At 59.8% G+C, this 18,269-nt stretch carries 9 protein-coding genes; 6 read left to right on the top strand and 3 right to left on the bottom strand.

The annotated features are described in order from the left end of the window. Positions 1–57 precede the first annotated feature (57 nt). The gene (locus ACQKEN_RS04260; RefSeq protein ID WP_427683920.1) at positions 58–420 is read left to right on the top strand and encodes a helix-turn-helix domain-containing protein; all 363 of its coding nucleotides are present in this window, start codon (positions 58–60) and stop codon (positions 418–420) included. Beyond that, on the top strand, positions 417–791 hold the full coding sequence (locus ACQKEN_RS04255; protein ID WP_065986840.1) for a hypothetical protein: 375 nt from the start codon (positions 417–419) through the stop codon (positions 789–791). Before ACQKEN_RS04260 ends, ACQKEN_RS04255 begins: the two co-directional genes overlap by 4 nt. Positions 792–1,463: 672 nt before the next feature. Here the strand turns inward: ACQKEN_RS04255 and ACQKEN_RS04250 are convergent. Continuing rightward, positions 1,464–3,254 (bottom strand): bifunctional diguanylate cyclase/phosphodiesterase, encoded by a 1,791-nt coding sequence (locus tag ACQKEN_RS04250; RefSeq protein ID WP_427683918.1) that lies wholly within the window; start codon positions 3,252–3,254, stop codon positions 1,464–1,466. A 120-nt stretch (positions 3,255–3,374) separates the two neighbouring features. Then, complete coding sequence (locus ACQKEN_RS04245) at positions 3,375–5,456, bottom strand: carboxy terminal-processing peptidase (protein ID WP_427683916.1); 2,082 nt, start codon at positions 5,454–5,456, stop codon at positions 3,375–3,377. Positions 5,457–5,601: 145 nt separating this feature from the next. Between ACQKEN_RS04245 and ACQKEN_RS04240 the strand changes: the two genes are divergently transcribed. The 4 genes from ACQKEN_RS04240 (at position 5,602) to ACQKEN_RS04225 (ending at position 13,655) form a co-directional block, all read left to right on the top strand. Continuing rightward, a complete protein-coding gene (locus ACQKEN_RS04240) occupies positions 5,602–6,564 on the top strand; it encodes an NAD(P)H-quinone oxidoreductase (RefSeq protein ID WP_427683914.1) in 963 nt (320 codons plus the stop codon). A 250-nt stretch (positions 6,565–6,814) separates the two neighbouring features. Beyond that, on the top strand, positions 6,815–8,086 hold the full coding sequence (locus ACQKEN_RS04235) for a hypothetical protein (RefSeq protein ID WP_427683912.1): 1,272 nt from the start codon (positions 6,815–6,817) through the stop codon (positions 8,084–8,086). A 60-nt stretch (positions 8,087–8,146) separates the two neighbouring features. Continuing rightward, positions 8,147–10,165, top strand: coding sequence for a hypothetical protein (locus ACQKEN_RS04230; protein WP_427683911.1), 2,019 nt, complete (start codon positions 8,147–8,149; stop codon positions 10,163–10,165). Between the two features lie 265 nt (positions 10,166–10,430). After that, positions 10,431–13,655 (top strand): autotransporter outer membrane beta-barrel domain-containing protein, encoded by a 3,225-nt coding sequence (locus ACQKEN_RS04225; protein ID WP_427683909.1) that lies wholly within the window; start codon positions 10,431–10,433, stop codon positions 13,653–13,655. Positions 13,656–13,698: 43 nt separating this feature from the next. Here the strand turns inward: ACQKEN_RS04225 and ACQKEN_RS04220 are convergent, their stop codons facing one another. Continuing rightward, on the bottom strand, positions 13,699–18,189 hold the full coding sequence (locus ACQKEN_RS04220; RefSeq protein ID WP_427683907.1) for a hypothetical protein: 4,491 nt from the start codon (positions 18,187–18,189) through the stop codon (positions 13,699–13,701). Positions 18,190–18,269: the final 80 nt, after the last annotated feature.

The raw sequence follows: 18,269 nt of genomic DNA, 5'->3' as shown, positions 1-18,269 counted from the left end.
ACCCATACTTAGAAAAAGACTACGTAAAGCGTGTTTTTGTCCTACAGGGGTGTTGGTATGGATCTTCAGGTTATTTCGCGCGATGGAGAGCCGGAATATGCGGTGCTGCCATGGGCGCAGTATCAGGCCCTGTTGCGCGCGGCGGGTGTTGCGCGTGGCCCGGAGTCCGGAGCGGCGATCCACCCCGAGGCCAAGTCTGAACAGTCCTCGTCTGCGGCCGCTGCAGACCTCCCTTCTTTATCTCAGCTGGGTGCATTGCGCGAGGCCAAAGGCCTGGAAGTGGCGCAACTGGCCCGCGCGGTCGGCATCAGCCCGTCTTATCTCGACCTGATTGAAAGCGGCGCCCGTGAGCCGGATGCGGCCATTCGCCGGAGTCTGGCGTGGGAACTGGGCGTTGCGGGCTGGCGGGGTGAAGCATGAGCGTGCGCATCAGTCGCCAGCACTGGGACGGGTTGCTCGCCGAACTGGACCTGGCCCGTCGCCAACGTCATCTGGTCACCTATCGCGCATTGCTTGAGCGGTTGCAGTTACCCACTCCCGCCATGCAAACCCTGACCGCCGCCCTTGAACACCTCGCCGCCCTCGACGCCCGCGCCGAGCAGCCATTGCGCAGTTCCTTGGTGATCAGTCAGGGCGCCAGCCGCCTGCCTCGCACCGGGTTTTTTGAATGCGTCGAACGCCTCGGCCGTTTCTCCGGCCCCTCGGACGGCATTGCTGCCGCCTCCTGGCACGCCTCGGAAGTGGCCCGGGTGTTTGAGTTCGAGTATGCGCAGCCGGTGAAGCCGGAGTAAGTTGCAGATCGGGTGGCTTACAGGCCAGATCCGAATTCGGGCGCACACCCAAACGTTACCTACGCTCATGCGGACCGTGTTAAACGATGCCGCCAATTCCTCGCCCACCGCGGATCAGACTGTAGGAGCGCGCTTGCTCGCGATCTGGCGCGAAGCGGCAGCAGACCCGTGCACGCGATGTGTCAGCGGTAACCGGGGCGTCAGGTTTCACGACTGCTGCGCAGCCGATCGCGGGCAAGCGCGCTCCTACACCGGTCGGGGTATGACGCCAAATCCGTGCACGTCTTTGCGTGATATGTGATCTGCCGCCCATTCCTCGCCGGCCGGGGATCAAACTGTAGGAGTGAGCTTGCTCGCGATCTGGCGCGAAGCGGCAGCAGACCCGTGCACGCGGTGTGTCAGCGGTAACCGGGGCGTCAGGTTTCACGACTGCTGCGCAGCCGATCGCGAGCAAGCTCACTCCTACACCGGATCTTCCCTGGCCGGGATTTCAGCGTCAGACGCAAAACCAAGGAGCCGGCTTGCTGGCGAAGGCGGTGGGTCAGTCGAAATGGATGGCACAGGCAGACCGCATTCGCGGGCAAGCGCGCTCCTACACTGGATTTCCGTGGACCGGGATTTCCGCGTCAGGCACAAAACCTGTGGAGCCGGCTTGCTGGCGAACCCCGTCGGTCACCCCAAAACCGCCTGATTCAACGTCGCCATGACCTCCGCCTCCAGCGTATTGATCACATGCACACTCGCACCCATCACCTCTTTGGCGTGGTGCTTGGCCTGGGACGCCAGCTCGGCAAGCTGGCTGGCGTCGAGGGTCGTGCAGACTTCCGGATGCAGATGCACAACGCCGATGGACAGCGACAGCAACGGAAATTCCTGGCGCTGGCCCTGGCGATTGAGGGCGACGAAGCAGCCGGCTTCCAGATGCTCGGCGCGGTAGAAGCGTCGGCACTGGTTCTGGAAGTCTTCCAGCAGCATGTTCAAGCGTTTGCGCCAGTCTTCCGAGCCCAGCACCAACAGAAAGTCATCGCCACCGATGTGGCCGACAAAGTCGCGGCTCGGGTCGATGCGGTCGTTCAGGCACTGCGCCAGACACAGCAGGACCTCGTCACCCCGGCCGTAGCCATAGATGTCGTTGAAGGGTTTGAAGCTGTCGATGTCCACATAGCAGATCATCGATTCACGTCCCTGTTGCAACAACCGGGTCAGGCATTGCTGGATCGGCACGTTACCCGGCAGCAGGGTCAGCGGATTGGCGTATCGCGCCTGCTGGATCTTCACCTCGGTAATCAGCTTCAGGACATCAATGACCCGGCCCAGCCCCAGGTAAGCGCCGTTCTGCATGATGATGAAATCTTCTTCGATGCGTTGCCGCGCGCGGCTGGTGATCAGCCGGCTGACCTGCTGCAGCGACTGACTCAGCTCGACGGCGAGGAAGTCGTCGCTCATCAGACGACTAATAGGCTTGCGCGCATACAGTTCGGTGGCGAAGGGCTTGAGCAGCACGTCCGACAGCGAGTGGCGGTGGACGATGCCGATCGGCTGATGCTGCTCATCCAGCACCGCCAGCGAGTTGAGATTGGCCTGCTTGCGAAACGCCTCCAGCACCGTGGCGGTGGGCGTAGTCTGCACCACCGCCGGCAGCTCGTTGAGCAGGGCACTGAGGTCGCTGGTTTCTTCGGTCAAGGTCGCGGCGGCAGGGTCGATTTTTGGCAGCAGCGCACGGGCGTCCCGGGGTGGAAACTCCTGCGGACGGCACAGCAAATAGCCCTGAACCAGCTCGACGCCCATGTCGATCAAGACGGCCAGCTCTTCCTGCAACTCGATGCCTTCAGCGATGACCAGCGCCCGCGACGCCTTGGCCATCTGCAGCATCGAGCCGACGAACTCGCGCTTGACCGCGTCCTGATGAATGCCGTCGATGAAATGCCGGTCGATCTTTACGTAATCCGGGCGCAACTCGGACCATAGCCGCAGGCTCGAATACCCTGCGCCCAGGTCATCGAGGGCGATGGAAAAGCCCATGTCCCGGTAGTGATAGAGCGCGTTGTAGAGCAGGCCGAAGTCATCGGTCGGGGTCTGCTCGGTCAGCTCGATGACCACGCGGCTCGGCGGTATCCCGTAGCGCTGCAACAGCTGCAAGGTGCGCCCCGGCGGGTGCGAGGCTTCCAGCAGGGACTCGGGCGAGATATTGAGGAAAAGCTTGCCCTCCAGCTTCTGCTGGCTGAAGCGACGGCAGGCCGACTCGCGGCAGGCGAGTTCCAGTTCGCTCAGGCGCCCGGCCTGGCGGGCCACGGCGAACAAGCTGAGAGGGGAATGCAGCGCGCTGTTGGAAGGACCGCGAGTCAGGGCTTCATAGCCGAGAATGCGCCGATCCGATAGCGACACAATCGGTTGGAACAGGCTGTGCAAGTCGCCGTGAGTCAGGATCGAACTCAGAGCGCCCAGCTGTTCAGTCACGGTCATGGCAATCTCGGGGCAAGAAAAAGGGGCTGGACGCTTGTGGCGTCGAGCCCCGCTATTTCACGACAGCTTTATGACTGTTTGATGACGATTTGCCATCATTTCGTCACGTTTCATGCTGTTTTACTTTTTCGCCACCGAACCGCTCAAGCCCAGGTAGTCCAGCAAGATACGCCCGGTTTCAGCCAGGTAGGCGTCGTCCTCGGGTTTGGTCTTGTCGTCTTCCGAAGGCAGCGCGTCTTCGTCTTCTTTCTTCAGCTCTTTCAGCGGCTCTTCGCCTTTGGCCTTGCGACGCACGTTCTCCATCGCCAGCTGTTTGCTCTCGATGTCGGCGTGTTCCTTGCGGCGCTCGGCTTCGTTGAGGCTGACGGTCTTTTCGCTCATCAGCTTCTTCGCCAGCGCGAGTTTTTCTTCGATAAAGACAAACTCGGCGTCCTTGGCAGAACGCACGTCATGACGCGATTGCAGCTGGGCGAGGAATGGTTTGAACGGATCCACCGCAGGCTTGATCGCCGGCTTGATGGTGTCGTAAGTCATCGCTTCAGGCAGGGCGCTTTCGCCGATTTCCTTGGTGTCGATGATCGACGGGTAGGCGATGTCCGGCAGTACGCCCTGGTGCTGGGTGCTCTGGCCGGACACCCGGTAGAACTTCGCCAGCGTCAGTTTCAGCTCACCATGGTTCAGCGGCTGGATGGTCTGCACGGTGCCTTTACCGAAGGTCTGGCCGCCGATGATCAGCGCGCGGTGATAATCCTGCATGGCACCGGCAAAAATCTCCGAAGCCGAAGCCGAGAGGCGGTTGACCAGCAACGCCATCGGGCCTTTGTAGAACGCACCGCTGTTTTCGTCTTCCAGCACATCGACCTTGCCGTCGGCATTACGCACCAGAACCGTCGGGCCTTTGTCGATGAACAGACTGGTCAGCTCGGTGGCTTCCTGCAGCGAACCACCGCCGTTGTTACGCAGGTCGATGACCACGCCGTCGACTTTCTCCGACTGCAATTCGGTCAGCAGCTTCTTGACGTCGCGGGTCGTGCTCTTGTACTCGGGATCGCCGGCGCGGTAGGCCTTGAAGTCCAGGTAGAAAGCAGGGATCTCGATGACGCCCAGCTTGTAATCCTTGCCGTCCTGATTCAGGTGAAGGATCGACTTCTTCGCCGCTTGCTCTTCGAGCTTCACGGCTTCGCGGGTGATCGAAACGATCTTGGTGGTCTGGTCGCTTGGCGCATTGCTGGCCGGGACGATTTCCAGACGCACGACCGAACCCTTCGGACCGCGAATCAGTTTGACCACTTCATCCAGACGCCAGCCGATCACGTCGACCATCTCTTTGTCGCCCTGGGCGACGCCGATGATCTTGTCGGCGGTCGCCACTTGCTTGGTCTTGGCGGCAGGGCCGGCCGGCACCAGGCGGACGATCTTGACGTTGTCGTTGTCGCTCTGCAGGACAGCGCCGATGCCTTCCAGGGAAAGGCTCATGTTGATGTCGAAGTTTTCCGCGCTGTCAGGTGACAGGTAGTTGGTGTGCGGATCGTAGGACATCGCGAAGGTGTTCAGGTACGCCTGGAACACGTCCTCGCTGCGGGTCTGGCCCAGACGCGCGAGTTGATTCTTGTAGCGCTTGGTCAGGGTTTCCTGAATCTTCGCCGGGTCTTTGCCCGCGATCTTCAAACGCAGAACCTCGTCCTTGACGCGCTTGCGCCAGAGGTCGTCGAGTTCGGCTTCGTTTTTGGCCCAAGGTGCATCCTTGCGATCAACCAGCAAGGTTTCCTGAGTGTTCAGGTCGATCTTGTCGACGCCCTTGCTCAGCTGCGCCAGGGCGAAATCCAGACGCGACTTAATGCGGTCCAGATAACGTTTGTAGATGGTGAAGCCTGGAGCCAGGTCGCCGCTCTTGAGGAAGTCGTCGAACTGGAAACGCCACTTGTCGAACTCGGCGATGTCGCTGGCGAGGAAGTAGCTGCGCGCAGGATCGAGGAGTTTGAGGTAGCTCTGATAGATGATTTCCGAACGCTTGTCGTCCAGCGGCGGCTTGCTGTAATGGTGGCGCTTGAGCAGCTCCACGACATTCAGACTGGCGATGACTTCATCGCGATCAGGTTGAAGATTATCCCAGCTATTGGCGGCGAACGAACTGGCCGACATTGGCAGGACAGTCAGGCCAACGAGTAATGCAAGGGTGGTGCTGGGTAAAAAATGCTTCATGCTGATTCGACGCGGGGACAATTGATAACGCATATTAGGCCGTCTTTGGAGGTCGCCGGTTCGGTCAGAACACGGTCGCATAATGCAAAAAGCCCAGTGGCCGTGAGGCACATCGGGCTCAGTCAAGACTCACTATGGAGGCACCGTGAAAGCATTGCAAGGCGTTGAAGGTCGTGTGGAATGGCTTGAAGAGCCATCGCCGACTCTGGATGTAGGACAAGTCCGCATCAAGGTCGCAGCGGCCGGACTCAATCGTGCCGATTTGCTGCAACGCTCGGGGCATTACCCGCCACCGCCGGGTGTCACGGAAATCCTCGGGATGGAATGTTCAGGGGTGATTGCCGAGGTCGGCCCGGGCTGCGCGTGGGAGATCGGCGACCGCGTGTGCGCGCTGGTTGCGGGCGGGGCGATGGCGGAAGAAGTCGTGGTCGACGCGCGGCATGTGCTGCCGGTGCCCGAGGGGATTTCGCTGCACGAAGCGGCGGCGATTCCCGAGGTCTACGCCACGGCCTGGCTGAATCTGTTCCAGCTGGCCGGTCTTCAGCCCGGCGAAAAAGTGTTGCTGCATGCCGGGGCAAGTGGAGTTGGTTCAGCTGCCATTCAGCTGTGCAAGGCCTTCGGCAACCCGGTATGGGTCACCGTGGGCTCGGCGGAGCGGCTGGCGTATTGCGAAGCGCTTGGCGCCCAGGGCGGCGTGCTGCGCAACGAGAACCTCGATGCGCTTAACGACTTCGCGCCGTTCAACGTCATCCTTGACCCGGTGGGCGCCAACTACGCGGCGCTGAATCTGAAAGTGCTCGGCGTGGATGGTCGTCTGGTGCTGATCGGTTTGATGGGCGGGCGCAAATCCGAGCTGGACTTCGCTCAGGTGCTGGGCAAGCGCATCCATATCCTCGGCTCGACCCTGCGCAGCCGCGACGATCAGTTCAAGGCCGACCTGCTCAGCGATCTGGGGCAGCACGTCATGCCGCTGTTCACCGAAGGCCGCCTCAAGCCACAACTGGCCCGCAGCTTTCCGATCAGTGAAGCGGAAGCGGCCTACGCGGAGCTGGCGACCAATCAGGTGTCGGGCAAGGTCGTGCTGGTGATCGACGACAGTCTGGTCTGATCCTGCTTTTGACCTGTTTCTGTTCTGTATAGCCGTGTTTCGTCAACCGACCGGCGGAGGCCCGGACTGTCATTTCTGACAGTAGCCGGCCTGAGTAAATCGGTTCTCAATAAAGTCTTGTTGCGTTGCTCAGCCAGCGGGTGCCGGCTGACAGCGCTTCATCGGACGAGGTGAGGACAGGATGGCCAGGGATCGGAAAGCGCAGTCGATCACACGACTGACAGGGGATGGATCGAAGGCACTGCTGCCAATGCCTGAAGTGCCGGCAATCATTGATCCAAACGATCCCGAAGGCCTGGTTTCCACTGGAACCCAAGGCAATGATCTAGAGGTGCGGGTGCCGCTTTGGCCGTGTCCGGCCGAGGCGGGAGATACCGACCGGCTGGACCTGTTCTGGAGTGGTGAGATCACTGATAAACCTGTGGCCACTGCGGATTTTATTGGACCGGTCGATACCACAACATTTCCTTTTTCTCTGAGGATGGATAAGAAGTTTCTGCAGGCGGACGGCCAGTACCAGCTCTGGTACACGGTCACTAGCGACGCGAATGACACTGCGCCTTCCGAGCGCCGTACCGTCACCCTCGACACCCGCGCGCCGAGCTATAACCAGCAATTGATGCCCTTGTTGTTACCAGATGATCTGGTGGGCGGGGTGATCAACGAAGCGTACCTGGCAAGTCATGGCGATAAGGTACAGCTGTGCCTGCCCCGCCTCTTGTATCTGGACGCCCAAGTCGGCGATGTCGTCGACCTTTACTGGTCGCAGAACAACCCGCCAACGGCTGCGGCCGTTAACAGTGTGACGGTGACAAAGGGGCAGGTCGGCCCCGACCCTCAAGATGTCTGCATCGATCTGCCTGGCACCGCCGTGCGCGGACCTGATCGGGATGGCATTTTCTACGCGACATACAAAGTACGGGACCGGGCCGGTAACGAGACCGACTCGTTCTCCCGCGAAACCCCTGCCACCGTCGCACTCAAGCCATTGCCCGGGGGCGATTTGCCCGAGCCGGAGTTCCCGGAGGCAGACATCTACGGCTACATCAATTGCGACGACGCGCCCTGGAACGGGATCGTGGTTCGCATCGCTTTCGTCCGTAATCTGTTCGAGTACCAGGACCAGATCACCCTGTACTGGCAGGGCTATCGCACGTTCAACGGCGTGGATCCGATTGCCGGTACCGAAGGCGTGTTTGCCCGGACGGTCAGCGCGCAGAACGTGACTGACGGTTATCTGGACGTCCTGGTCGAGCCCTTCATTCCCCATATCGAGCCCATCATTGAAGGATCGGCGTTGGCCTCTTACCGATTGACGAAAGTCAGCGGGCAGTCGGGCTCGTCCTACGAGGGGCTGGTGAAGATCAATCGCAAGTTGCCCAGTGGCGAGATTTGCGGGCCTGGGATGGAGGCCCTGCGGTCTGGGTCGTCCATCGCGGGCGGATGCAAGGCCTGTCGCAAATTCAGTCGATTCATCGCCCGCGTATTGCAGAGGCTCGGGCGTGGTGGCAAAGGGCAGTAACGCTGGAAACCCAGGACGCGCCAAGCGGGATAGGCGCGAGTCAATTCAAGGAGAAAAGACATGAGCAACTTATCAAGCAAACAGATCCGAGTGCTTGCCAGTGCATTGGCGCGAAATGTCAGCCAGCAGAAGCAAGCCATCAAAAAAGGCCGGTCTGGAAGGGCGAACTTGCTTGCGCCGATTGCGCCGGTCTGGTGGAACGGCGATCCTGCCTTCGCAGGCTTGGTGCCTCGTGATGAGCAGGAAGTGGACATGACTATCATGATCCCCCAGTGGTCCGGAAGCGCAGGATCGGGCGAGACCGACACGCTTCAATTCCAGTGGAAAGCGCTCTTCGCGGGTGACTGGCAGGATGCCCAAGCCGAGATAAAGATTCCAGGTCCGTTGGAGTCCGGCGACTTCCCGATGGCACTGATGCTGGATAAATCCAACTTTGCTGACGAAGGCACCTTCGAGTTGCGCTACATCGTGACAAACGATGCTTCCAACCCGTCAACATCGGAAACCACCAGCTTCATTATCGACAAGACGCCACCCAACAATAATCAGTCTCCAGCGGCGCCTACGTTCCTGGACGCTGCCATCGTCAATGACGGCATCACACAGGAATACTTGAGTCAACACACCGATGTGGTTCTGGTCATCCCCATTTATCAAGACGAGAAGCCGGGCGATACCCTGGAGATTTACATTCATGAAGTCGGGACGAGCCCGACCGCGCCGGCATTTTCCGGGCCGATTGATTCGAATCGGGAGATCAAGATCCCGGCTGCTGTCTTCTCGGGTCTGAGGGATGGCTTGATCTACGTATCCTTCCGACTGGTCGACAAGGTTGGAAACAAGGGCGGTCACTCGGATAACACGACAGTCGGCCTCTTTCTCAATCCACTTCCGGTTGTTCCACTGGACGCACCCCGCGTGCCCAGGATCGCGGATGACGGCGTTCTGCAACTTGTCGACATTGATCGAGCGAATACAGGGCTGGTTGAAATTGACCCGTACGCGAACGCGCTTGAAGGCGACCGTATAGTGCTCACTTGGGGTACTGCGCAGCTGCCGGTCACTCACAACATCACGGATCCATTTGCGACAAGCTTTCTGAGTGTTCCCTACGAAACCATATTGAAGCCTGCCTATGGCGCGGCGACCACGGTGCTGCCGACCCAGGTGAGCTACGTCGTCGAGCGTGGCGACAAGTCGTTCGCCTCGGACCCCGCCACCATCAATGTGGATTTCTTCGTCCCTGGGCCCGTGAACCCGGACCGGCCGGATCCGGTGAACAGCAACCTGCCAAGAGTAACGGTTCGTGGCTCGACCTCTGCAGTTGATAACGTGCTGACGCAAGACGACGTCGGCGACCCTGTTACGGTAAAGCTCAAGCTGTACGATCCTGTAGGCACGGGCGAGGAGATGGTCCTGTATTGGGGTAGCGTCGCGGCAGAGGTCGGCAGGCTCAGCCCTGTAACGGGGTCGGCGGGTGATGACTATGAGTTCACTCTGGACTGGGACACGATCAAAGACCTGCCAAGCGGCACAGCGCTGCCGGTGTTCTATACCGTTGGGCGCATCAATCCCCCTGGCAATGTCGAGTCCTGCGTGCCGACTCTGGTAGATGTCAGCGCAGCCCTACCGATCAAACTCGCCAATCCCGAATTTCCCGAAGCGGCCACGGCGTCGGACGGAAGTGACATTCTCAACTGCAGTACGCACGTGGGCCCTCAACAGTTGGTTAGCGTACGTATTCCTGGCAACGCCGGTATGTTGCAGGGCGGGGAGACTCTTGAGTTTACGTGGCAGTGCTACACCGACAAAGCGGGGACAGCCCCGGTAAACGCGCCGATCACATGGGAGAGAAAAATCATTGCAGCCGAGGCTTCCAACGGTTTCGAATTCCTGCAAGGGCCGTTTGAAGAGTGCATCCTGCCAACAGGCCTGAACGGGTCGATCAAGCTGACGTATGTGTCTGATACCACACCGCCGATGCAGGGTGAGACGCTGATCAGAGCAACGGGTGAAAACCCGGCGGGCGTGTGTCCGCCCAATAGTCGTCGACTCAGAACGGGTGGGTGCGGCTGTTAATCGAGCAGGCTCGACGACAGAATGAATAAGTAAAATTTCTGGTTGAGACGAAAAAAACAAGGCCGTACTAACCGGCCTTGTTTTTTTTTACCTATTGCCGCAGTTGGCGATAAGCGGCAGGACCGGGCGGCTGTAGGAAACTACGCTCAATACGTTAGGAAACGTCCTACATTGATAATGATTTGAAGAATGTAGTCTTCGCGCCTTTGTCCTGCGGAGCTTTTCTGTACTCCGTGGGAATGGCGATATTCCCAAGGAGCTGGACATGGCTAAGTCGCGTTACACACCCTCCCGTTATTTCAACCCCTCAACCTTTATTTCCCTCGCGCTGTGCATCAGCACCGCCGCCCAGGGGCGTGCGTTGGCCCCTGGAGAATCTGTTGTGGTTGACCAGGGCGCCACCCCGGAAGCCTGGTCGTTGGCGACCGGTTCCTCGCTGACGGTGAACAGCGGCGCCCAAGCCCTGAGGATCTCTGGAGGCGGCGCAGGCACCGTGGTCAATCTGAACGAGGGAAGCTCAGCGACAGCCATCAACTTCAGCGCGCCGGGCGCCGTGGCGAACGTCAATGGTGCCAGCGTCAATGCCAGCGGCACTTTAACCGCTTTGGTGCTCAGCGACGGCCAGGCGGTCCTGACGAACGCCACCATCAGCAGCGAGACCGGCCTGGGTCTCAACGGCGTACAGGAACAGGGCGGCTCTGGCAGCGCGTTCCAGATCAATGGCGGTGCCATCAGCGGTGGCGCGGGTGGCGCAACGCTTGCCTCTCGCAGCAGGCTGGACGCGACGGGCGCCGTCATCACCGGCACCGGCGCAAGCAGCTACGGGGTTCGCGGTTTCGGCTCGGACATTTCCCTGCGCGGCAGCACTGTCACCGGCGGCTTGAACGGCCTCGTCTATCGAGTGGATACGGCCAATGTGCGCCAGGGTACGGTCAATATCGAAGGCTCACATATAGAAGGCACCACGGGTGCGGCGATTCTGGTCAATGGCCAGGGCGGCGGTCTGGTCGCCAACCTGAATCTGCTCAATGGCACAACCCTCACGGGTGGCAACGGCAACGCGCTGGAAATTACCAACGCGGCGACGGCGAACGTGCTGCTGCAGAACAGCGAAGTGACCGGTAACTTCGCTATCTCCAACGGCAGCATCGCCAACCTGACCTTTGAGCAGGGCCGTTTGATCGGTGACGTTACGGCGGATGCCACCAGCAGCGGCACTCTGGCGCTGAACAATGGCTCGGCGCTGACCGGCAATGTCACCGGCATTGACACGGTCAGTCTGAATGCGAGTTCCATTACCGGGAACGTGACCTCGGCCAGCAACGCCGGTGTGGTTTCGCTGGCTAACGGCTCAGTGTTGGAAGGAAATGTGACCAGTGACACGGTCAGTCTGAATGCCAGTCAGATGAAGGGTGACATCACTTCGATGGGCAGCGCCGGCGTCGTCACCTTGGCCGGCGGCTCGTTGCTGGAGGGTGACATCAGCAGCGACAACGTGAGCCTGAGCAACAGTCAGATGAACGGCGACGTCACGTCAATGAGCAGCGCCGGCGTTGTATCGCTGGTGGAGGGTTCGGCGCTGGAGGGCAATATCAGCAGCGACAACGTCAGCCTCAACGGCAGTTCAATGAAGGGTGATATCACCTCAGCCAGCAACGCGGGCGTCGTATCCCTTGTCGCAGGTTCGACGGTAGAAGGTCAGGTCATCGGCGACAACGTCAGTCTCGACGCCAGCTCGATTACCGGCGATGTCACTTCGGCCAGCGGAGCAGGTGCCGTCAAACTGGTTCGCCGCTCTGCTGTGAGAGGCAATGTGAACAGCAACAACATCAGTCTCGACGCCAGCTCGATAACGGGCAATGTCACCTCGACCGGCAATGCAGGCGTGGTGTCCCTGGCGGCGGGCTCCGTGCTGGAAGGTAACGTCACCAGTGACAACGTCAGCCTCGATGTCAGCTCTATAGTCGGCAATGTCACGTCGACCGGCGGCGCAGGTGTGCTGAGATTGCTGGGCGGCTCAACGCTGAAAGGCGATGTGAGCAGCGGTAATGTCAGCCTGGATGCCAGCTCGATGTCCGGCGATATCACCTCCAGTGCCGGCGTGGTTTCGCTGACCAACAACTCGGTGTTCACCGGCAACCTGGTCAATGTCGATAGCGCCACCCTCGCAGGGTCTTCCACCTGGGACATGGTGGGCACCAATACCCTCAACTCCCTTTCGGTGAATGACAGCACGGTGAGGTTTGGTGCTCCCAGCGCGTTCTACCAGCTCAACGTCGGCACGCTGTCCGGCAACGGCACGTTCGTTATGGATGCCGACTACCTCACCAATGAGCACGACCTACTCAACGTCACCGGTTCTGCAACGGGCAGCCATACCTTGCTGATCGCAGGTTCCGGCGTCGACCCGACGTCACCGCAGCCCTTGACTGTCGTGCAAACCGGGGGCGGTAACGCGACCTTTGCCCTGGCAGGCGATCGGGCCGTTGACGTAGGGACCTATTCCTATCAACTGGCGTCGACGAGCAACGACGCAGGTGGAACCGACTGGTTTCTGGATCCGAGTACAGCAACGATCAGTCCTGGCACGCGCTCGGTGCTGGCGCTGTTCAACACCGCGCCGACGGTCTGGTACGGCGAGCTGACCTCCCTGCGCAGCCGGATGGGCGAATTACGATTCAATGGTGGGAAAGCCGGTGGATGGGTCCGCACCTACGGCAATAAATACAACGTCGATGAAGCGTCGGGTGTCGGTTATCAGCAGACGCAGCAAGGTTTCTCGCTGGGCGCCGATGCACCGCTGCCGATCGGCGACGGGCAATGGCTGGTGGGTGTGCTGGCCGGGCACAGTAAATCCGACCTTGATCTCAGCCGCGGTACTTCGGGCACGGTCAACAGCTATTACGCAGGGATTTACACGACCTGGATGGACCAGGCCAGCGGCTACTATTTTGACGGCGTGTTGAAGTTCAACCGCTTCCGCAACGACTCCAAAGTCAGCATCAGCGATGGCACCCGTGCCAAGGGCGATTACGACAACTCAGGCGCAGGGGGCTCGGTTGAGTTTGGTCGACACATCAAGCTGAACGACGGCTATTTCATCGAACCGTACAGCCAGTTGTCCGCCGTGGTGATTCAGGGCAAGGATTACGAGCTGAACAACGACATGCGTGCCGAAGGTGATCGCACCCGTTCGTTGCTGGGCAAGGTCGGTGTCACGGCCGGGCGTAATTTCAGGATGGACAGCGGCAGCGTGGTTCAGCCGTATGTGCGGGTGGCGGGGGTGCACGAGTTCGCGAAAAACAACGAAGTCCAGGTCAACAACAACGTGTTCAACAACGATTTGTCCGGCTCGCGAGGCGAGTTGGGGGCGGGTATTGCCGTGGCGTTTTCCGACAGCCTGCAGCTGCACGCTGATTTCGATTATTCCAACGGTGACAACATCGAGCAGCCATTCGGGGCGAATGTGGGTTTGCGGTATAGCTGGTGATCCTGAGTATCGGGAGAGCCCCTTCAGGCCCTCCCGATTCCCCTCATATGGCCAGAACGCCGCAGTAACTGCCAGGTAACGTGACGATTCCCGTATCTTCCACACCCGTGACCATGTTTTTGGTGTAGTTCTGCAGGAATCCCGCTCCATTGGTTGACCAGTACGGCATGTCCCCCATGGGAAACCTGTTTCCGTACTGGCTGTAGATATTACGAAGCTGGTCCATATTCATCAGATGTAACCCACGCTCCGCAGCCCGCTTGTTCGCATCTTTGTAATCACGTTTACCAATTCCGGTCACCATGGTCACATTCGAAACCGTCACGGTGTAACTGCCTCGACGGCCTTGCTGGTCTTGCACATTGATCGTTGCCGTACCGTTTGATACCGATTTGATGAACCCGGTGCTATCAACCATCACTTTTGAAGAGTCGCTCGACGTGTAACTGTAAGGCGCCGCCCCGCTGGAAGGGTTCCTACGATAAGTAGTTCCAGCTGGCCAGCTCAAGGGAGCATGGCCTGGATAACTTGACAGCCCCCAAAGTGCTCCATTCAGCGACACAGGCGACGTATCCAGCACAAAATCCGGTATCGGCGATACCACCCTGAAGTCGCGAGTCTCCGATGAAGGATTGTCGGCATATTTCCCGACAGCCTTGATGCTGTGGGAACCGAGGGCCACTCCCACAGACAGGCTCCAGGCGCCGCCACCCCCCGCCGTTGTGGTGCCTTTGGACGCGTTGTTGTCGAAGACTTCTACCTGCGCGTTGGCCACTGCCGTGCCTGACGCCGTCACCGTGGTTTCCGTCGTGGTGCTCCCCTGACGGATCTCCCCCCGTGAGTCGCGCACACTGAGCGTGGGCGCCGTGGCAGCCTGGACGTTTAACGTCCACGGTGAGGACACCGGATTATTCGCGTACAACGCTCTGGTGGTCAGGCTATGGGCGCCGACCGACAGGCCACTCACTGACCGCAACCAGTCGCCGCTGGCGTTCACGCTGGCAGTGCCTTTGGACGAGGCGCCGTCGAACACCTCTACTGATTGACCGATTGAGGCCTTGCCCGAGGCGGTGACCGTATTGGCGTAGGTCGAGCCACCGTTGCTCACGGCGTTGCCCTGTGGATCCTCAACCCTGGTGATGGTGGGAGTGACCACTGCGGTCACGGTGAATTTTCGCACGGCGGATTCCGGATTGCTCCCGTAGTTGGCCCGGACTTTCATGTCATGCTGCGCCACGCTCAGGCCTGTAAGCGTCAGTGTCCATTGCCCGCCTGCGTCGGCCGTTACCTTTTGCCGAGACGCAGCGCCATCAAAGATCTCCACCTCAAGACCTGCACTGGCGGTGCCGGTCAGAGCCACACCGGTATCCACAGTGAAACCATCAGGCGGAATCTCAGCGCCTTGCATGTCTCGAATGTGAGTGATGGTCGGCGTCACGGCTGCAGCGATGATCACCGTCCAGATATCAGACTGAGGCTGCGTGCCATACAGGGCTTTGGCCTTGAACGCGTGCGACGCCACGCTCAGTGCTGAAACGGTCAGAGACCATTCGCCCGATCCATTCGTGTTGGCAGCGCCTTTTGATACGCCGTTGTCAAACAGTTCGACCTGCCGATCAGGGCTTGCCTTGCCCGATATCGTGAGGCTGGTGTCTACGGTCGTACCGCCATCGCTGACCGGTCCTCGAGAGTCCAGGACCTGGTTGATAACAGGCTTCACGTTGGCCAGCACTTCAAGGCGCCTTGGCGAAGAAACCAGGCCGCTGCCATCAAGCGCGTTGGCTGTAAGGCTGTAACTTTTCACTGTCAGCCCTTGCAGGCTCCCGCTCCAGGCGCCGCTGCCGTTGGATTTAACCGTCGTGAGCCGCGTGGTGCTGTCGAGAATTTCCAGCTCGGTTTCGAGGGTGGAGGTGCCGCTGATGCTTAAGTCGGTATCGAATGTGGTCCCTCCATCAGCCACTTCACCTTTGCCGTCCTTGATACTGACGATTTGCGGCTTGACCCAGTCATGGTGCAGCTTGAAGGCGTAGGCCACCCGTGGAAAAGGCACTGCGCCGCTTTCACTGGCGGTGCCGTCAAAGGCAACGTTGCAGATCACTGTCAGGCGAGTGTCCTGACCAAGCTTTTCCAGTTCAGTGCGCGGCAGGGTGACGGACAGGCCGTCAGAGGCTTGAGCGCTGGTGAGTACGGCGCCGTCCAGTAGCGTGATTGCGTACGGACCGCCGCTGCCGGTTTCTCCCTCAATCCGCAGCCAGACTCGCTGGCCCGAAGCGCTGAAGGGCCATTTGGCGACCGCGGTGGTGGCGTTGCCAGTGAACGTCGCCAGGTTTAGCGTCAACGTCTGGCTGTCGGCCTGGGTAATGGCCGGGTGCGGCAGGTCCTTGTCAGGGTTGCCGAAGGGCAGTATGGGCAATCGCAATACATCGGACTGCTTCTCGGCGGTGTAGCGTTTGACGCGATAGGACACGCTGACTTCACGGCCAATATTCGCTCCGACCACCGCTGCGGGTACCGAGAACTCGACCAGCCCGCTGGCGGCACCGGGCTTTGTCTCATCAGCAGGCGTGCCAGCGCCCGGGCTTCCCAGCCAGAGATGTGTGATGACGTCTTTATCCTCCTCCATGCTGGCGTAACGTACTTGTACGGTGGCGCCGTTCAGCGCGGCCATCGGGTCAAGTACGCCGTCTCTGGCCTCCACGACGGTGGGTGCCAGCAATTCGCCGATGAGCTTGCCGATCACCAGATTCAGCGTTGCCGAGTACTCAAACAGGCCGGTTGTGCCGCGCTTGAGTGTGTACAGCGCCCTCACTTCGTTATTGATATTGGGCTCGATCAGTGCCCTGGCAATGGGGAAGTCCAGCGGTTTGCCCGCAGTGCCTGTCGTGATGGGAAACGAATCCGTGCCGCTGCCTTCATCGGAGATGCCTTTCCAATACCAGGTGATAGTGTCCCCAGCCCGGGTTCCTTCATACGCGATGCGAAGGGTGGCGCTTTCGGGGTACTGTTCCGGGTCCAGCACTCCGTCAGGAGCTTCCACGACAGTGGGGGCCGGGAGCTGCGCAGAGTGCTGGCCGACCTTGACCAGCAGATGCTCGGAACGGCGTGTATCGGCGCTCAGCCAGCTGTCGTTGCTCACGGTATAGCTGACATCAAGGCTGCCATTATTGAGGATGCTGATGTGTTCGCCCATCACCGGGAAATATACCCGCTCGAGACCGCCGGCCTCATTGCCGGTAACGTTATGGGTGTCCTCATGCAGGTGGATCGAGCCGTTCGATTGGGTCCCCAGCCATTTCAACACGATGAAGTCGCCGATCTCCATCCCGTAATTCGGGATCTCGACATGGGCTCGCTCTTCATCAGGCGCCAGGGTGTCGCCAATCAGCTCGATAATGTTCGGCGCCGGCAGCGGTACATGGCCGACGATGCTGACGGTCGCTCGTTTCGAAGACAACCACGGCGCACCGTTGATTTTTTTCAACACGTAGGTAGCCCGCCCTTTACCGCCAAGGAGGGCGCGGATGTGCGCATTGGGCACGTCAACTTGATAGATCTGAGAGAGGTTGTCGATGGTGAACGAGTAGGTGAACGCCGGTTGCTCGTTTGCGGCATTGTCGTCGCGCCATGTCATTTCCACGACATCCTCCAGCGCGAAGTTCTCCTCGGTTACTTTGATGTAAACAGGCACGCTGTCGCTTCCCAGATCCTCCAGATCGATAGTGGGCGTGCCATTGCCGATGATCGGCGCTTCCAGCCGCCAGGCGCCGGCTTCTACCGAAACGATGGTCTGCATTGAACGAGGCGTAGCGAAGTTATAGACCTCGTCATACACCTCATAGTCAACGAGCAGGTTTTCGCTGTCACCGGCCGCCAGAATCGTCGCCTGGTCGACAGGAATTTCGATGGGGTCGTCACCGGCCGCTTCGCCTTCGCTGACCAGATGCGCGATGACGACGTCACCCCATGCCAGGCTAATAGTGTCCCGGGCCATGCGATCGGGGTAAGTCTCGATAACCAGCGGGAAGCCGCGTTGCGCCCACGCCGCATCCACGCCGTTTTCGACAATGTCAGCGGGTAGCACGGGCGCTTTGAGTTCAGAGTGTCCTGGCAATGCAGGATGACGGTCAAAACCGCCGGGCGCTTCGAGCTTGACCTTGACCCGCAGGGCGCCCGAATCGTCTGATCGGCCAGTGTCGGCGTGGGTCAGGCGATAAAACACTTTTTCGACCCAGCCATCCTTGATGTATTCGCCCGAGACCGTCAGAACGATGCGCTCATTTATGTCCTCTGGCAGTACGTCATAGATCGCGACAAGATCGGTGTCCCAGTAGACATCCAGGTGGTCGTTCTCACGCATTCCCTGCCAAGGGTCGATCGCGATCAGGACAAAGTCCTCACAGCCAATATCGGCGTTGATGCCACCGTCTCCGCCTTCTACCGGCGTGATCATCCCGCCGATCAATAGCGGCCGCAGCGCAGCTGCCTTGTAGCTCCGGTCAAGGGGTGGAAAGAGTGTGCGTAGTCTGCGTCTCATGACGAGCTCCTTGCTGAAATGATCCCTGTGTAACGTGTGGTTTTTTCAAGAACCGGTTGGAAGCTTTCAAACAGGCTGAT

Origin of the sequence: Pseudomonas sp. NPDC078416 (genome assembly GCF_050268485.1) — a bacterium.
GTDB lineage: Bacteria > Pseudomonadota > Gammaproteobacteria > Pseudomonadales > Pseudomonadaceae > Aquipseudomonas.
The sequence above is the reverse complement of the archived record's forward strand: the minus strand, read 5'-3'. Positions and strand labels throughout refer to the sequence as shown.

Bases quoted from the DNA above. Each gene is read 5' to 3' on its own strand.
- ACQKEN_RS04230 (WP_427683911.1), top strand. From the start codon at position 8,147: ATGAGCAACTTATCAAGCAAACAGATCCGAGTGCTTGCCAGTGCATTG.
- ACQKEN_RS04250 (WP_427683918.1), bottom strand. From the start codon at position 3,254: ATGACCGTGACTGAACAGCTGGGCGCTCTGAGTTCGATCCTGACTCAC.
- ACQKEN_RS04245 (WP_427683916.1), bottom strand. From the start codon at position 5,456: ATGAAGCATTTTTTACCCAGCACCACCCTTGCATTACTCGTTGGCCTG.
- ACQKEN_RS04235 (WP_427683912.1), top strand. From the start codon at position 6,815: ATGCCTGAAGTGCCGGCAATCATTGATCCAAACGATCCCGAAGGCCTG.
- ACQKEN_RS04220 (WP_427683907.1), bottom strand. From the start codon at position 18,189: ATGAGACGCAGACTACGCACACTCTTTCCACCCCTTGACCGGAGCTAC.
- ACQKEN_RS04255 (WP_065986840.1), top strand. From the start codon at position 417: ATGAGCGTGCGCATCAGTCGCCAGCACTGGGACGGGTTGCTCGCCGAA.
- ACQKEN_RS04260 (WP_427683920.1), top strand. From the start codon at position 58: ATGGATCTTCAGGTTATTTCGCGCGATGGAGAGCCGGAATATGCGGTG.
- ACQKEN_RS04225 (WP_427683909.1), top strand. From the start codon at position 10,431: ATGGCTAAGTCGCGTTACACACCCTCCCGTTATTTCAACCCCTCAACC.